The organism is Brevibacterium sp. FAM 27836 (genome assembly GCF_051351055.1).
Classification (GTDB): Bacteria; Actinomycetota; Actinomycetes; order Actinomycetales; family Brevibacteriaceae; genus Brevibacterium.
Genome location: NZ_CP195711.1, coordinates 3,999,851 through 4,014,233, shown reverse-complemented (window position 1 = coordinate 4,014,233; position 14,383 = coordinate 3,999,851). Strand labels below are relative to the sequence as shown.

General features: G+C 64.8%; 12 protein-coding genes. 5 read left to right on the top strand and 7 right to left on the bottom strand.

The features are described 5' to 3' along the window. Positions 1-909 carry a type I methionyl aminopeptidase gene (map, locus tag ACSE4D_RS17920; RefSeq protein ID WP_135542380.1) on the bottom strand — a complete coding sequence of 303 codons (909 nt, stop codon included), beginning with the start codon at positions 907-909 and terminating at the stop codon, positions 1-3. A 209-nt stretch (positions 910-1,118) separates the two neighbouring features. Here map and ACSE4D_RS17915 point away from each other — a divergent pair, with 209 nt between their 5' ends. Further along, positions 1,119-1,844 carry a FadR/GntR family transcriptional regulator gene (locus ACSE4D_RS17915; protein WP_135542379.1) on the top strand — a complete coding sequence of 242 codons (726 nt, stop codon included), beginning with the start codon at positions 1,119-1,121 and terminating at the stop codon, positions 1,842-1,844. Between the two features lie 124 nt (positions 1,845-1,968). Here ACSE4D_RS17915 and ald read toward each other — a convergent pair whose 3' ends face one another. Beyond that, entirely contained in the window at positions 1,969-3,087 is a 1,119-nt protein-coding gene (gene ald / locus ACSE4D_RS17910) for an alanine dehydrogenase (protein WP_425120055.1), read from the bottom strand. 297 nt (positions 3,088-3,384) lie between these two features. Between ald and ACSE4D_RS17905 the strand changes: the two genes are divergently transcribed. From ACSE4D_RS17905 to ACSE4D_RS17895, 3 genes are read left to right on the top strand one after another with little or no spacing between them, the layout of a single operon-like run. Then, positions 3,385-3,588 carry a hypothetical protein gene (locus ACSE4D_RS17905; RefSeq protein WP_135542375.1) on the top strand — a complete coding sequence of 68 codons (204 nt, stop codon included), beginning with the start codon at positions 3,385-3,387 and terminating at the stop codon, positions 3,586-3,588. Between the two features lie 4 nt (positions 3,589-3,592). Beyond that, positions 3,593-4,951, top strand: a complete 1,359-nt coding sequence (gene glnA, locus ACSE4D_RS17900) for a type I glutamate--ammonia ligase (RefSeq protein ID WP_135542373.1) — start codon at positions 3,593-3,595, stop codon at positions 4,949-4,951. Between the two features lie 5 nt (positions 4,952-4,956). Next, positions 4,957-7,998, top strand: coding sequence for a bifunctional [glutamine synthetase] adenylyltransferase/[glutamine synthetase]-adenylyl-L-tyrosine phosphorylase (locus tag ACSE4D_RS17895; protein ID WP_135542371.1), 3,042 nt, complete (start codon positions 4,957-4,959; stop codon positions 7,996-7,998). A gap of 27 nt (positions 7,999-8,025) precedes the next feature. Here the strand turns inward: ACSE4D_RS17895 and ACSE4D_RS17890 are convergent, their stop codons facing one another. Together ACSE4D_RS17890 and glnA (ACSE4D_RS17885) are read right to left on the bottom strand one after the other, a co-directional pair. Continuing rightward, entirely contained in the window at positions 8,026-9,492 is a 1,467-nt protein-coding gene (locus tag ACSE4D_RS17890) for a mycothione reductase (RefSeq protein ID WP_135542369.1), read from the bottom strand. A 126-nt stretch (positions 9,493-9,618) separates the two neighbouring features. Continuing rightward, on the bottom strand, positions 9,619-11,043 hold the full coding sequence (gene glnA / locus ACSE4D_RS17885; RefSeq protein ID WP_425120057.1) for a type I glutamate--ammonia ligase: 1,425 nt from the start codon (positions 11,041-11,043) through the stop codon (positions 9,619-9,621). A gap of 143 nt (positions 11,044-11,186) precedes the next feature. Here glnA (ACSE4D_RS17885) and ACSE4D_RS17880 point away from each other — a divergent pair, with 143 nt between their 5' ends. Further along, positions 11,187-11,627: an RDD family protein gene (locus ACSE4D_RS17880; protein WP_135542365.1), complete on the top strand. Its 441-nt coding sequence runs from the start codon at positions 11,187-11,189 to the stop codon at positions 11,625-11,627. 208 nt (positions 11,628-11,835) lie between these two features. Here ACSE4D_RS17880 and ACSE4D_RS17875 read toward each other — a convergent pair whose 3' ends face one another. Genes ACSE4D_RS17875 through lipB form a run of 3 tightly spaced genes read right to left on the bottom strand, consistent with a single transcriptional unit; the run spans position 11,836 to position 14,330 of the window. Next, entirely contained in the window at positions 11,836-12,573 is a 738-nt protein-coding gene (locus ACSE4D_RS17875; protein WP_135542364.1) for a DUF4191 family protein, read from the bottom strand. Between the two features lie 55 nt (positions 12,574-12,628). Beyond that, a complete protein-coding gene (lipA, locus tag ACSE4D_RS17870; RefSeq protein WP_135542362.1) occupies positions 12,629-13,681 on the bottom strand; it encodes a lipoyl synthase in 1,053 nt (350 codons plus the stop codon). 10 nt (positions 13,682-13,691) lie between these two features. Then, positions 13,692-14,330, bottom strand: coding sequence for a lipoyl(octanoyl) transferase LipB (gene lipB, locus ACSE4D_RS17865; RefSeq protein ID WP_135542360.1), 639 nt, complete (start codon positions 14,328-14,330; stop codon positions 13,692-13,694). Positions 14,331-14,383 lie beyond the last annotated feature (53 nt).

The following is a 14,383-nucleotide window of genomic DNA, read 5'->3' as shown; positions in this document are numbered from 1 at the left end:
TCAGTTTCCACCGTTCACCGGTCCCGCAGCGATCGCCGTGTCGGCATCCGGCAGGGTGAGGATGTCCGCGCCGGTCTCGGTGACGACAAGGGTGTGTTCGAACTGGGCCGAACGCCTCCGATCCTTCGTCACCACGGTCCAGGCATCGTCCCACACATCCCAGTCGATCGTGCCGAGGTTGAGCATCGGCTCGATGGTGAAGATCATTCCCGGTTCGATCGTCTCCGCGTGCGCGGGCGCGGCATCGTAGTGGGGGACGATGAGTCCGGAGTGGAATTCGCGGCCCACGCCGTGGCCGCTGTAGTCACGGACGACGCCGTAGTCGAACCGCTTCGCGTACTTCTCGATGACGCGACCGATGATGTTGATCTCGCGTCCGGGCCTGACCGCCTTGATGCCGCGCATCATCGCCTCATAGGTGCGTTCGACGAGCAGCCGAGACTCCTCGTCGGCCTGCCCGGCGGTGAACGTGTAGTTCGTGTCGCCGTGCATCCCCTGATAGTAGGCGGTGATGTCGACATTGACGATGTCACCGTCTTCGATGACCGTCGAATCGGGAATGCCGTGACAGATCACCTCATTGACCGAGGTGCACACGGACTTCGGGAATCCGCGATAGCCCAGGGTCGAGGGGTACGCGCCGTGATCGCACATGTACTCGTGGGCGACGGCGTCGATGTCGTCGGTCGTGATGCCGGGGACGATCATCTCTCCGACGACGGCCAGAGCATTGGCAGCGATCCGTCCCGCTGCTCGGACGGTCTCGATCTCTTCTGCGGAGTAGAAGTTGTTCCCGCGCCCTTCGTTCGCGTCGGCGCGTCCGACGTATTCGGGGCGGGCGATGGTCTTCGGCACTGTCCGTTCGGGAGAGATGGTGCCGGGGGTGAGGAGGCGCGTGTGAGCAGTCATGATGCCTTCGATTCTATGGTGGTTGTCCGACTTTGTCCCACTTCGCGGGCGCCTGTCGCTGCTTCGGGCAGGCCGCGGGCACGACTAGAATCGAAACAGGGGAGGCGTTCGGAACGGACTCGCCCGCGTCGAATGACTCCGGTCCCGACCATCTGGGCGTGACCGCGGGCCGCCGGCGAGAACAGACGGCGCGAACAGAGGGAGGCAGAGTGAGCGAGGAGACGACGGCCGGGAACCATGAGTTCTCCGGCCTCGGCGAAGTCGTGAGCCTGACGAGCGCGCCTCAGCAGATCGCCGACCACATCCTCTCCGGAATCGCGGTCGGGGCTCTGCCGGAAGGCACCCTTCTGCCGGGAGAGCGGACCCTGGCCTCCGATCTGCAGGTGTCCCGGTCGAGCGTGCGTGCGGCGCTGCTGCGCCTCGAGCGCCTCGGTGTCGTCGAACGTCGCCGAGGACGCGGGGGAGGGACCTTCGTCAAGAACGCCCGCCCAGAAGCGCTGGCGCCCATGGCCGGTCGTATCGATGAGTTCCACGCCGAGCGGCGCAATCTGCTCGATGCCCGCGCCGTGTTTCAGAATTCCCTTGCCGCGACGGCGGCCCGTCGCCGCACCGAGACCGAGCTTGCCGAACTGCACGAATTGGCTCAGATCTATTCCCAACGCGCCGAGGCAGCCGCCGCCCGAACCGCGGACGCGCAGTTCCATTTCGCGATCGCCCGCGCCGGCCACAACCCTGAACTCGTGCGGATGGCCATCGACATCGACACGAAGATCAACGCGGGATTCCGCCACGACCCGTTCTCTGCCGAGCTCTTCGACCACGCCGTGGCCGACCACGCCGCGATCGTCGAGGCGATCGCCGAGGGGGATGCGCAGAAAGCCGGTCAGCTCTGTGAGGACCATTTCCGCTACACCACCATCGTCTCCCGCGACTGAGCCGCCCGGGAGACCCGTCAGGCCGGGGGCCTCATGCCCGGATTGTTCTGAAGTCGACTGCCGAAGGCCGGCACTCCCGGATGGGAGCGCCGGCCTTCGGCATCTGCGGTGACCGCGGTCGGACTCAGTTGGCGAGCGCGTGGGCCACGGACACGGCCTCGAGACCGAATGCCTCGGCGACGTTGTCGTTGGTGACGTGGCCGTTGTGGATGTTGAGTCCGCGTGCCAGTGCCGAATCATTCGACAGGGCCTTGTGCCAGCCCTGGTCGGCGATCTTGACAGCGAACGGCAGCGTCGAGTTCGTCAGCGCCGCCGTAGCGGTGTTCGGCACGGCTCCGGGCATGTTCGCCACACAGTAGTAGACCGAGTTGTGAACGGTGAACGTCGGATCATCGTGCGTCGTCGGACGCGAGTTCTCGAAGCAGCCGCCCTGGTCGATGGCGATGTCGACGAGGACCGAACCCGGCTTCATCCCCGCGACCATCTCATCGGTGACGAGCTTCGGAGCCTTCTTTCCGGGGATGAGCACGGAGCCGATGACGAGGTCGGCGCCGGCCAGAGCCTTCGTGATCTCGTACTTGTTTGACACCTTCGTGCCGATCGCACCGGCGAAGGTCTCGTCGATCTGGCGCAGGCGGGGGATGTTGATGTCGATGACCTCGACGGTCGCTCCGAGGCCGAGCGCCATGCGGGCCGCGTTCGTGCCGGCGACACCGGCACCGATGACGACGACATTGGCGCGCTCGACGCCGGGGACGCCGGAGAGCAGGATGCCGCGGCCGCCGTTGGCCTTGAGCAGGCTGTGCGCACCGACCTGCGTCGACAGGCGCCCGGCGATCTCACTCATGGGAGCCAGCAGCGGGAGTCCGCCGCCGTCGGGCTGCACGGTCTCGTAGGCGATCGCGGTGGTGCCTGCCTCCATGAGGGCACGGGTGAGCGCCTCGTCGGCGGCCAGATGCAGGTAGGTGAAGAGGATGAGGTCCTTGCGCAGGAAGCCGTACTCCTGAGCGATCGGCTCCTTGACCTTGAGGACGAGATCGCCTGCGGTCCAGGTGCTCTCAGCATCGGGAGCGATCTTCGCACCCGCGGCGGCATACTCTTCGTCGGTGATGAAAGAGCCTTCGCCGGCTCCCGCCTGCACGGTGACTTCGTGGCCGTGGGCGACGAGCTCGTGCACGCCGGCAGCTGTGATGGCGACTCGGAACTCGTTGTTCTTGACCTCTGTGGGCACTGAAATGCGCATTGTGTGTCCTTCTTTCATGATTGAGCGCCGCTGGGGCGAAGGCCGCCGACTTCGACGTCGGTCGACGATGGTTCAACTGTATTCCTTAGAAGGTTTGGAGAGCAAACCTTTAAGGCTGTTTTCGTCTTGTCAGATACGGAATCAGTGTATTTCGGTACCAGATGACGCGGAAAACATGATTCCAGCCGGGCGTGATCGGCTGGCAGGTCTGAGAACACGGGATGCACCGCGAACTCCCTGCGAAACGGTAAGCTGAAACTGTCAACGCAGAACCCCGCTGAGGAGAGAGGGCTCGACATGGGACTCTACGAAGATATCGACGATCCTGACTCGAAGTACTACTTCAATCTTGAGACGAACACCGTCGAAAAGGGCCTGGTCAGCGACTGGACGCACCGGATGGGCCCGTACGAGACCGAAGAGGTCGCACGCGCCGCCCTGGACAAGGCTCGCGAACGCAGCCAGAAGTGGGACGAAGACGACGAGAAGTGGAACGGCTGATCGGATGTCACGTCAGGAGGAATTCGTTCTCAGGACCGTTGAGGATCGTGATGTGCGATTCATCCGACTCTGGTTCACCGATGTCCTCGGGCAGCTGAAGTCCGTGGCCATCGTGCCGGCCGAACTCGAAGGCGCCTTCTCCGAGGGCATCGGGTTCGACGGCTCGGCGGTGGAGGGGCTCGCCCGGGTCTACGAGGCCGATATGGTGCTCAAACCCGACCCCTCGACGTTCTCCCTGCTTCCCTGGCGGGGAGAGACCGAACCGACCGGGCGGATGTTCTGCGACATCCATGTGCCCGGGGGAGAACCGGCACCGGCGGATCCGCGCAATGTCCTCAAACGCACTCTGGCGAAAGCCGCCGAACGCGGCTTCACCTTCTACGTGCACCCTGAGATCGAGTTCTATCTGTTCAAGACCGACAACCTCGACCCGGTCACCGGCATCACCGACGGCACCGCGCCAAAACCCGTCGACACCGCGGGATACTTCGACCATGTCAACGGCGGCACAGCCAATGACTTCCGACGCGAAGCGGTGACCATGCTCGAAGCCATGGGCTTGTCGGTGGAGTTCTCCCACCACGAAGCCGGACCCGGGCAGAATGAAATCGACCTGCGCTACGCAGACGCCCTGACCATGGCCGACAATGTGATGACGTTCCGGTCAGTGATCAAGGAAGTCGCGATCTCCAGGGGCGTCTACGCCTCGTTCATGCCCAAACCGCTGTCGGAGCACCCAGGCAACGGCATGCACACACATGTGTCGCTGTTCGAAGGGGAGAACAATGCCTTCTTCGAACCGGGAGCGGAGTATCAGCTCTCGAGGACCGGGCGCCAATTCATCGCCGGTCTGCTCACACACGCCGCCGAGATCTCGGCGGTGACGAATCAGCACGTGAACTCGTACAAGCGGCTGTGGACCGGTCATGAGGCTCCGTCCTACATCTCCTGGGGTCACCGCAACCGTTCGGCCCTCGTCCGGGTGCCGCAGTACAACTCCGGCAAGTCCTCCTCGGCGAGGGTGGAATACCGGGCCATGGACTCCTCGGCGAACCCGTATCTGTCCTATGCCCTCATGCTCGCCGCCGGGCTCAAAGGAATCGAGGAAGGCTACGAGCTTCCCGAGGAGGCCGAGGACAATGTCTGGCAGCTCTCGGACACCGAACGGCGGGCGATGGGTATCGAGGCGCTGCCGCGCAGTCTGTCTCATGCGCTGGAGATCATGGAGAGCTCGGATCTCGTGGCCGAGACCCTCGGCGAAGAGGTCTTCGACTTCTTCCTGCGCAACAAGCGTCAGGAGTGGAACGACTACCGTGCCCAGGTGACACCCTATGAACTCGCCAAGCATTTCACTTCGATGTAATCCCCATGGCAGGAATCACTTCACGCACGACCAGCGTCCCGGATGCGACAGCCCGATTCCTCCACGAGCTCGATGAGCTCCTGGGCCAGCCTCTGGCCACGGATTCGCGCTTCGTCGAGCTGCTTCTGGCAACCCCGGATCCGCACGGTGCCGCCCTCGGGCTGCTCCGGGTCGTCGAGGCCGCTGGGCAGGACTCCGCGGCGCTGCTCTCGGCCGTTCGCTCCGGCACTGCGGAGACGCTGGCAGAAGACGAACTCAACCGGCCGCTGCTGGCGCGCCTGCTCGCGGTCATGGGCACCTCGGAGGCGATGGTCGACCACCTGGTCCGACATCCTGATTCGCTGCCGCTTCTGCTGGTGCCCGAACCGTTCCTGCTGATCTCGACACCCGCCGCCTCGGCGGTGTCGCTGCGGGCCGAGATGCTCCAGGCCGTCGGTGCCGACCCCGAGTCCCCGGCACCGCTCGCCACCGTGACCGGAGACGAGGGGATCCGCTCGCTGCGCCGGAACTATCGTGACGCCGTGCTGCGGCTGGTCGCCGATGATCTCGCGGCCGAAGCGCCTGAGGAGATCGTCGACCACGTCATGGCGGTCCTGTCCGATCTTGCCGCCGCCGCGCTCGATGCTGCTCTGGCGATCGCCAGAGCCGAAGTCGACGGGGGAGACGGGATCCGCTTGGCCGTCATCGCTCTGGGTAAGACCGGTGCCCGCGAACTCAACTACGTCTCCGACGTCGATGTCGTCTTCGTCCTCGACTCCGCCGACGACGGCGACGCGCGGGATCTCGCCACGGATCTGGCCCAGCGGACACGGGCAGTCCTCTCCGACGCCGGAGGCGAACCTGCGCTGTGGGAAGTCGACACCGCGCTGCGTCCCGAAGGCAAGGCCGGAGCACTGGTGCGCACTCTCTCGGAGTTCGAGCACTACTATGCCGACATCGCCCAGAACTGGGAATTCCAGGCGCTGCTCAAAGCCAGGCCGGTGGCCGGTGATGCCGAAGTCGGCAGACGGTTCTCGGACTCGCTTCTGCCGCTGGTGTGGAAGGTGGCCAGTCGTGAGGGCTTCATCGACGGTGTCAGATCGATGCGTCGTCGCGTCGTCGACCTCATCCCGGCCGCTGAGGCTCCGCGTCAGATCAAGCTCGGTCGCGGGGGCCTGCGTGATGTCGAGTTCTCTGCCCAGATGCTCCAGCTCGTCCACGGCGGCACCGACGAGGACATCCGCACCCCGAACACTCTCATGGCGCTCGAAGAGCTCGGCGAGCACGGATACATCGGCCAACAGGATGCTTCCGTGTTCTCCGCCGCCTACCGGTTCATGCGCGTCGTCGAGCATCGGGTGCAGATTCCCCGGATGATGCGCAATGCTCTCATCCCCGATGACGATGCGAAGTTGAGGATGCTCGCCCGGTCGGTCTTCCGCTCCGGCTCCCGCACCGGTGCCCGCCTCGAAGAGACCCGCCGCGACTACGCCAGACACGTCACCCGACTGCATGAGCAGATCTTCTACCGGCCGATCCTCGAAGCCGCCGTCGGCGTCCATGGGGCCGTCGTCGAAGCCCACAAGCGCGGCTCGAGTCTGCAGGCCGCAGCCGATCGTCTGCGGGCCTTCGGCTATCGGGATCCGCAGGGTGCTCTGGGCCATATCAAGGCCCTGACGACCGGCGTATCGCGCACGGCGATGGTGATCAAACAGGTGCTGCCGGCGCTGCTCGACTGGTTCTCCGACGGAGTCGAACCCGACCGGGCACTTCTGGCGTTCCGGCGACTGAGCGAATCGCTTGCCTCTTCCGGCTGGTTCCTCAAGATGCTCAGGGATTCCGGACTCGCCGCCAAGTCGGTCGCCGATGTGCTGTCCCTGTCCGGCTACGCCACCGAGCTGCTGCTGCGCCAGCCCGCGGCGGTGGCCTGGTTGGACAAGTACGACAATCTCGCTGCCCGTGACCTCAACGTGCTGTCGGCCGAAGTCGACGGACTGCTCAAACGTCACGGAGGCGCCGCTGTCACGCCGATCCGCGAGACCTACAGTCGAGAACTGCTGCGCATCGCCCTGCGCGACGTCCTCGATGTCGGCGACCGATCCGCGATCCCCGGCGATCTCTCAGATCTCATGGATCTTGCCGTCCGCGGTGCGCTGGAAGCCGTGCGCACCGACCTCGAGACACCGGAGACGCCCGATTACGAATTCGCCGTCATCGCGATGGGCCGCTGGGGCGGACGGGAGATCGGGTACTTCTCCGACGCCGATGCGATGTACGTCGTCCGAGCGAAGTCGAACGATCTCGACGCCGAGGCGAAGGGCAAGCTGAGCAAACATGCCAACAAGGTGGCGCTGCAGCTGTCCTCACGGCTCAAGGCCAGCGAAAGCGCACAGGGAGTCGACCTCGACGCGGATCTGCGGCCCGAAGGCAAGAACGGACCGCTCGTGCGCAGCTTCTCCTCCTACCAGGCCTACTACGCGAAATGGTCACAGCCGTGGGAAGCCCAGGCGCTGCTGCGGGCGCGTCCGGTCGCCGGAGACGAAGGACTGATCGAGGACTTCCTCTCACTCATCGACCCGCTGCGGTACCCCGCCGAGATGCCGCACAAGGCGCTGACGCAGGTGCGCACGCTCAAGGCGCGGATGGAGGACGAACGCCTGCCCCGCAATGCGGACAAACGGCGGCACCTCAAGCTCGGCCGCGGCAGCCTCTCCGACGTCGAATGGACCGTCCAACTCCTCCAGCTCGAGCATGGGCATGAGTTGGCCAGTCTGCGCACGACCTCGACCCTGCAGGCACTCGCTGCCGCCACCGAGGCGCAGCTGCTGCCCGCCGAGGATGCCGCGCAGCTGGCGGAGGCATGGCAGCTGGCCACGGATGTGCGGTCTGCCGTGATGCTCTTCAGAGGTCGCACCGCGGAATCACTGCCCGGTGACCACACCGAGCTCGAGGCCACGGCTCGGTTGCTCGGCTACGCCGCCGGCGAGGGCCATGACCTCGAGGACGATTATCTGCGCACCACCCGGCATGCCCGTGCCGTCATGGAGCACCGCTTCTACGGCTTCTGAGCCGAGCCTGCCGACGGCCGCTGGTGCTCAGTCCTCGAATTCGAGGCCGAGGAGTGCATTCTCGATGACTTCGGGCAGGGCCGGATGGATCCAGTACTGTCCCGTGGCCACCTCGTCGGCGGTCTGGCCGAAGGCCATCGCCTGGATGAGGGGCTGGATGAGCATCGACGCTTCGTGTCCGACGATGAATGCACCGAGGATCAGCCGACTGCGGCGGTCGGCGATGATTTTGACGATGCCCGGGTCGTCGGCCATCGCCCACCCGTAGGCGACATCCGAGAACTGTTGGACCTTCACGGTGATGTCGTGACCGGCCTCCTCGGCTTCCTCTTCACTCATCCCCAGATAGGCGACCTGCGGGGAGGAGAATACCGCTCCGGGCACCGCATGGTGGTTCACCCTGGCGAGGTCCTCCTCGCGAGCCGCCCCCGGCTGCCCTGCGGCGACATCGGCGTCGAGGTTGCGTCCGACGATCTTCGCTTCGTGATTGGCCACGTGCTTGAGCTGATGCGGTGAGCAGATGTCGCCGAGGGCGAAGACACCGGGCACCGGCGAGCCCTCGGAGAGCACCCGCTGATGATCGTCGACGGCCAGCCGGTGCCCGTCGCTGACGTCGAATCCGGCGGTCGCGACATCGAGTTCGGCGGTGTTGGGCACCCGGCCGGTGGCGACGAGCACTGCGTCGGCGGTGATCGTCTCCGGCCGGTCGACCTCGCCGAGGCGGCCGCTGGGTTCGAGGCCGATCGTGACTTCGCCGTGGTCGACGTCGATGTGCCCGGCCTGCACGCCGTGGAGGACGGAATGGGACGAGTCGAAGATGCGAGTGAACTCGTCGGCCGCCTCGGCGTCGATGTTGCCCAGCAGGCGAGGCCCGCGGGCGAGGACGGTGACCTCGGTGCCGAGGGAGGAGAAGATGTGGGCGAACTCCATGGCGATGATGCCGGAGCCGATGATGACCAGGCGCTCGGGCTGGGTGGGGCGACGCATCACCGTGTTCGAGGTGAACACCGGGTAGTCTTCGCCGTCGACGCGGGAGGCGTCGAGCCCGTCGATGTCGGGGATGACGGGATGTGCACCGGCGGCGATGACGATGCGGTCTGCGCTGATCTCCTCACCCGAGGCGGTGCGCACACTCTTCGGGCCGGTGAAGTGAACGTGTTCGGCGACGACGGTGATGTTCGGCTGTCGATCGCTGCTGCGGTAGTCGCGACCGCCGGATTCGATGGCGTCGATGCGAGAGAAGATGCGGTCCTGGAGTCCTGCCCAATCGACCTGCGGCTGTGTGGGGGAGAGGTTGTAGCGGTCGGCCTGCGCGGCCTGCTCGGCCAGAGTGGCGGGGTAGACGAACATCTTCGTCGGAATGCAGCCGACGTTGAGGCAGGTGCCCCCGAAATGCCATTCCTCGGCGATGGCCGTCTTCAGTCCCTTGAATCGCTTGTCGAGGAACATGTTCCCCGATCCGGTGCCGATGAGCAGCAGGTCGTAGTGCGTCAAGATCCAACCCTCCAATGGTCAGTGTTCCGGCCCGTGCGGTCACGAGGCGAAGAGGCGAAAGGGCGCCACGGGTGAAAACCCGTGACGCCCCCACTCTATTCCTGTCCTGCTGTGCGCAGGCGAAGGTCAGAGCGCGTAGTAGAGCTCGAACTCTGTGGGAGTCGGACGCAGGCGTGCGACGTCGAGTTCGTTCTCACGTTTGATCCGGATCCAGGTTTCGATGAGGTCGGGGGTGAAGACGTCACCGGCGGTGAGGAAGTCGTGGTCCTTCTCGAGGTCATTGAGCGCCTCGTCGAGGGTGCCGGGGACGATCTTGATGTCCTTGGCCTCCTCCGGGGGCAGCTCGTAGAGGTCCTTGTCGATCGGCTCCGGCGGTTCGATGCGGTTGCGGATGCCGTCGATGCCGGCCATGAGCTGCGCAGAGAACGCGAGGTAGGGGTTCGATGAGGGGTCGGGCACACGGAACTCGAGACGCTTGGCCTTCGGGGAGGAGCCGGTGACGGGGATGCGGATCGCTGCCGAACGGTTCCGGGCCGAGTACACGAGGTTGACCGGGGCTTCGTAGCCGGGGACGAGGCGGCGGTAGGAGTTGATCGTCGGGTTCGTGAACGCGAGCACGGCACCGGCGTGTTCGATGAGTCCGCCGATATACCAGCGGGCGAGGTCGGAGAGACCGCCGTAGCCGTTCTCGTCGTAGAAGAGGGGCTCGCCGTTCTTCCACAGCGACTGGTGGCAGTGCATACCCGAACCGTTGTCGTCGAACAGCGGCTTCGGCATGAAGGTCGCGGACTTCCCGAGCTCGAATGCCGTGTTCTTGATCACGTACTTGAAGTCGAGCAGCTGATCGCCTGCATGCTGGAGAGTCTTGAACTTGTAGTTGATCTCCTGCTGACCGGCGGTGCCGACCTCATGGTGGGCACGCTCCATCTCGAAGCCGATCTGCTCGAGCGTCAGTGACATGTGATCTCGGATGTCGGCGTACTGATCCTGCGGCGAGACGGGGAAGTAGCCGCCCTTGAAGGGGGTCTTGTATCCCTGGTTGCCGCCGGGCTCGTCGGTGCCCATGTCCCAGGCCGCTTCCTGCGAGTCGATCTTGTAGAAGCTGCTGCCGGGGGTGTTCTCGTACCGGATGGAATCGAAGAGGTAGAACTCCGCTTCGGCACCGAAGAAGACGGTGTCGGCGATTCCGGTGCTCTCCAGGTAGGACTCTGCCTTCGCCGCCACCTGACGAGGGTCGCGCGAGTACGGCTCATCGGTGAAGGGATCGACGATCGAATGCGTGATGACCAGCGTCTTCGCGTCGCGGAACGGATCGATGTACGCCGAGGTGACATCCGCGAGCAGCTTCATATCGGATTCGTGGATGCCCTGGAACCCCGTGATGGAGGACCCGTCGAAGAGCAGACCCTCGGTGATCTCCTCTGTGCCGTAGGAGGCGGCGGGGAGGTTGAAGTGCTGGACCACACCGGGCAGGTCGCAGAACCGGACATCGACGAATTTGACGTCGTTCTCCGAGATGTAGTTGACGAGTTCTTCAGCAGACGAGAACACTTAGGTCTCCTAGTTCGAGTACGGTGGCCGTTTGTCCTGACCACGGTCAATCCTAGTCGCCCCGGAATGAAGTGGTGATGACGCTCATGTTTCGGGCATGTTTCCTGAGGATTCACTCAGGCCGGATTTCGTAGGGTGGGAGGGTGATCAATCGTGACGACCTCGGTTCCTGGCTCGAAGGACCCCGGTTCGACAGGGAAGAAGACGACTGGCCCGGCAAACGGCTCGGTCTGCCTGTCTCCGGTTCGCATTCTCTGGCTCCTGCGTGGAAGCGGATCCTCGCTCTTCTCGTCGACTGGCTGATGTGTCTGGCGATCGCCAACGTCATCGACCCGGCCAATCCCTTCCTGGCCCCCGGTTTCTTCGCCTTGGAGAATCTCCTGCTCGTCGGCACCCTCGGCTACTCGGTCGGCCATCGCCTCTTCGGCATCGAGGTGCGCCGGCTGTCCGGGCATGTTCCCGGGCTGCTCAAATCGTTCATCCGTGCGGTGCTCGTCGTGCTCGTCATCCCCGCTCTGATCTTCGACCGGGACAACCGCGGACTGCACGACCTCGCCGCGGGAACCGTCATCCTCCGCCGCTGACACCCGGCGAGGGGCGAACCGGCCCGACCAGACCACCTGCCTGGCCTCGGAACACTTCCGCCGGGACAGAAGCGCAGAAGAAAGCGGCGTTCAGGACAGAAGCGCAGAAGAGACTGAAGCGGCGCCGACTCGTATCGAGCCGGCGCCGCTTCTGTGCGCGATCCGGGTGCTGCCGCCGCCGTTGCGAGGGTCGATCAGCGCCTGTCGATCAGCGTCCGCGCATCGCCTTGTGATTCGGGCGGGCCTTGTTCGGGTCGATGCCCTTGGGAATCGGGGGACGCGATCCCTGTGTGCCCAGCGCCGCCAGGCGGTTGCGCACGGCGAGGACTTCTGCCCGGTTGAGTTTGCGCGGCAGCTTCTGCACGGTCGGCACGACCTGCTTCATCGCCAGCTGACCGTCTTCCTTGCCGCCCTGGAAGGTGTGGACGGGAACATTGGGCAGGATGCGCTCATGGCGCTTCTTCTCCTTGGCCAGCAGCTTCGCACTGCGTCCCTTGGGCCCTTCGCTGAGCAGGACGACGCCGGCGCGACCGGTGGAGCGGAACACGAGGTCACGGCTCTTCGGGTCGATGGCGATCGGCTTCTCATCCATGAGGTAGCCGCGACGAGCAGTGTTGAGGACGGCGCCGAAGGCGCCCGGCTGTCCGTCCATCTGCGCGAAGGCCGCAGTCTCGGCGAAGCGGCCGAGCATGAACATGCCCAGCAGCAGACCGAGCATGAGACCGAGGATCGTCGTGAAGATCACGGTGGTTCCGCCGATCAGCAGACCCACCAAGAGCCCGATCAGCGTGAGTCCGAGCACCGCCGCGGCCAACAGCCACGGCGTCGCCTTGTTGTGCTTGGCGGACAGCTCGTAGACCTGGCGCATCTGTGCCAGACGACCGGGTTTCTTGTTCGGATCCTTCGGCTTGCGCCGGAAAATTCCCTTGCGCGGTTCTTCGCTCATTCTCTCACTTGCTCTTGAGGGGCGTCGCGGCGACATCACCAGGTGACGAACGCCTTCATTGCTCAGCTGTCAAGTCTACCTCTTCGCCGGGTCCGAAGGTATCCACGACGGCCTGAGCCTCCTGCTTGGCCGGGGTGTGCTTGTCGAGATGCTGCAGGTGGGAGGGAATCTCCTCTCCGCGACGGCGCATCGCAGTCGCCCACAGGCGACCGGCGCGGTAGGACGAACGCACGAGCGGGCCCGACATGACGCCGAGGAAGCCGATCTCCTCGGCGGCATCGCGCAGCATCACGAAGTCGGCCGGTTTGACCCACCGGGTGACGGGGTGGTGTCTGGGGGAGGGGCGCAGGTATTGGGTGATCGTGATGAGGTCGCAGCCGGCGTCGTGGAGGTCCTGCAGTGCGGAGATGATCTCATCGTTCGTCTCACCCATCCCGAGGATGAGATTCGACTTCGTCACGAGTCCGGCCTCTCGGGCCTGAGTGATGACGGACAGCGAACGCTCGTACCGGAAGGCAGGGCGGATGCGCTTGAAGATGCGCGGAACCGTCTCGACGTTGTGGGCGAGCACCTCGGGGCGGGATGAGAACACCTCGGCGAGCTGATCCGGCTTCGCACTGAAGTCGGGGATGAGCAGCTCGACGCCGGTGCCGCGGCCGTCGACATATTCGAGGTCGTGGATCTGGCGCACCGTCTCCGCGTACAGCCATGCACCCCCGTCTTCGAGATCGTCGCGGGCGACGCCGGTGATCGTGGAGTAGCGCAGCCCCATCTCGGCCACCGAGGCGGCCACGCGGCGAGGTTCGTCCGCATCGAATGCGGCCGGTTTGCCTGTGTCGATCTGGCAGAAGTCACAGCGTCGGGTGCACTGTTCGCCGCCGATGAGGAAGGTCGCTTCGCGGTCCTCCCAGCACTCGAAGATGTTCGGGCAGCCCGCTTCCTCGCACACGGTGTGCAGATCCTGCTTGCGCACCAAGGACTTCAGGGAGGTGTATTCGGGCCCGATATGGGCTTTGGCCTTGATCCAGGCGGGCTTGTCCTCGATCGGAGTCTCGGAGTTGCGGGCTTCGACCCGAAGCATCCGGCGGCCTTCTGGTGCAATCGTCATCGGCGTTCTCCTAGGCTGTGATGGTCTCTTGCAGAATCTCGTTGAGACGGTCTGCCGTGTCCTCCGGCGTCACCGTCCGTCCGATCTCTGCGCTGATGGAAGTGGTGTCGGCGTCGCTGATCCCGCACGGGATGATGCTTTCATAGGCGCCGAGTTCATTGCTGCAGTTCAGGGCCAATCCGTGCATCGTGACACCCTCGTGGATGCGGATGCCGATGGCTCCGACCTTGCGGTCACGGCGGAGCCCGTCGCCGAGCAGCCAGACGCCGGCGCGTCCTTCGACGGTGGTGGCTTCGATGCCGTATTCCGCAAGGAGTCGAATCATCGCGTCCTCGAGCTGGGACACGAAGAGGCGGACCTCTTTGGGGTCGTTGAGGCGGTAGATGAAGTAGGCGACGAGCTGGCCGGGGCCGTGCCAGGTGATCTTCCCGCCACGGTCGACATCGATGACTTCGGTGCCATCTGTGGGCCGGTCGGCCTCCTCGGTGCGTTTGCCGGCCGTGTAGACGGGGGAATGCTCGAGGTACAGCACCGTCGACTCCCTCCGTCCTGCGAGCACTTCTTCGTGATATCTCTTCTGCATATCCCAGGTCTGCCGATAGTCCGAGAGGACCGGAGCGAACCCGAGCGTTTCTGTGGCCAAGGGCATGGCTCCACACTATGACTCTTGCACCCCGGGTTCAATTTGACCGCGGGCCGTCG

Bases quoted from the DNA above. Each gene is read 5' to 3' on its own strand.
- ald (WP_425120055.1), bottom strand. From the start codon at position 3,087: ATGCGCATTTCAGTGCCCACAGAGGTCAAGAACAACGAGTTCCGAGTC.
- glnA (WP_135542373.1), top strand. From the start codon at position 3,593: ATGTCACGTCAGGAGGAATTCGTTCTCAGGACCGTTGAGGATCGTGAT.
- ACSE4D_RS17905 (WP_135542375.1), top strand. From the start codon at position 3,385: ATGGGACTCTACGAAGATATCGACGATCCTGACTCGAAGTACTACTTC.
- ACSE4D_RS17875 (WP_135542364.1), bottom strand. From the start codon at position 12,573: ATGAGCGAAGAACCGCGCAAGGGAATTTTCCGGCGCAAGCCGAAGGAT.
- lipB (WP_135542360.1), bottom strand. From the start codon at position 14,330: ATGCCCTTGGCCACAGAAACGCTCGGGTTCGCTCCGGTCCTCTCGGAC.
- lipA (WP_135542362.1), bottom strand. From the start codon at position 13,681: ATGACGATTGCACCAGAAGGCCGCCGGATGCTTCGGGTCGAAGCCCGC.
- ACSE4D_RS17895 (WP_135542371.1), top strand. From the start codon at position 4,957: ATGGCAGGAATCACTTCACGCACGACCAGCGTCCCGGATGCGACAGCC.
- map (WP_135542380.1), bottom strand. From the start codon at position 909: ATGACTGCTCACACGCGCCTCCTCACCCCCGGCACCATCTCTCCCGAA.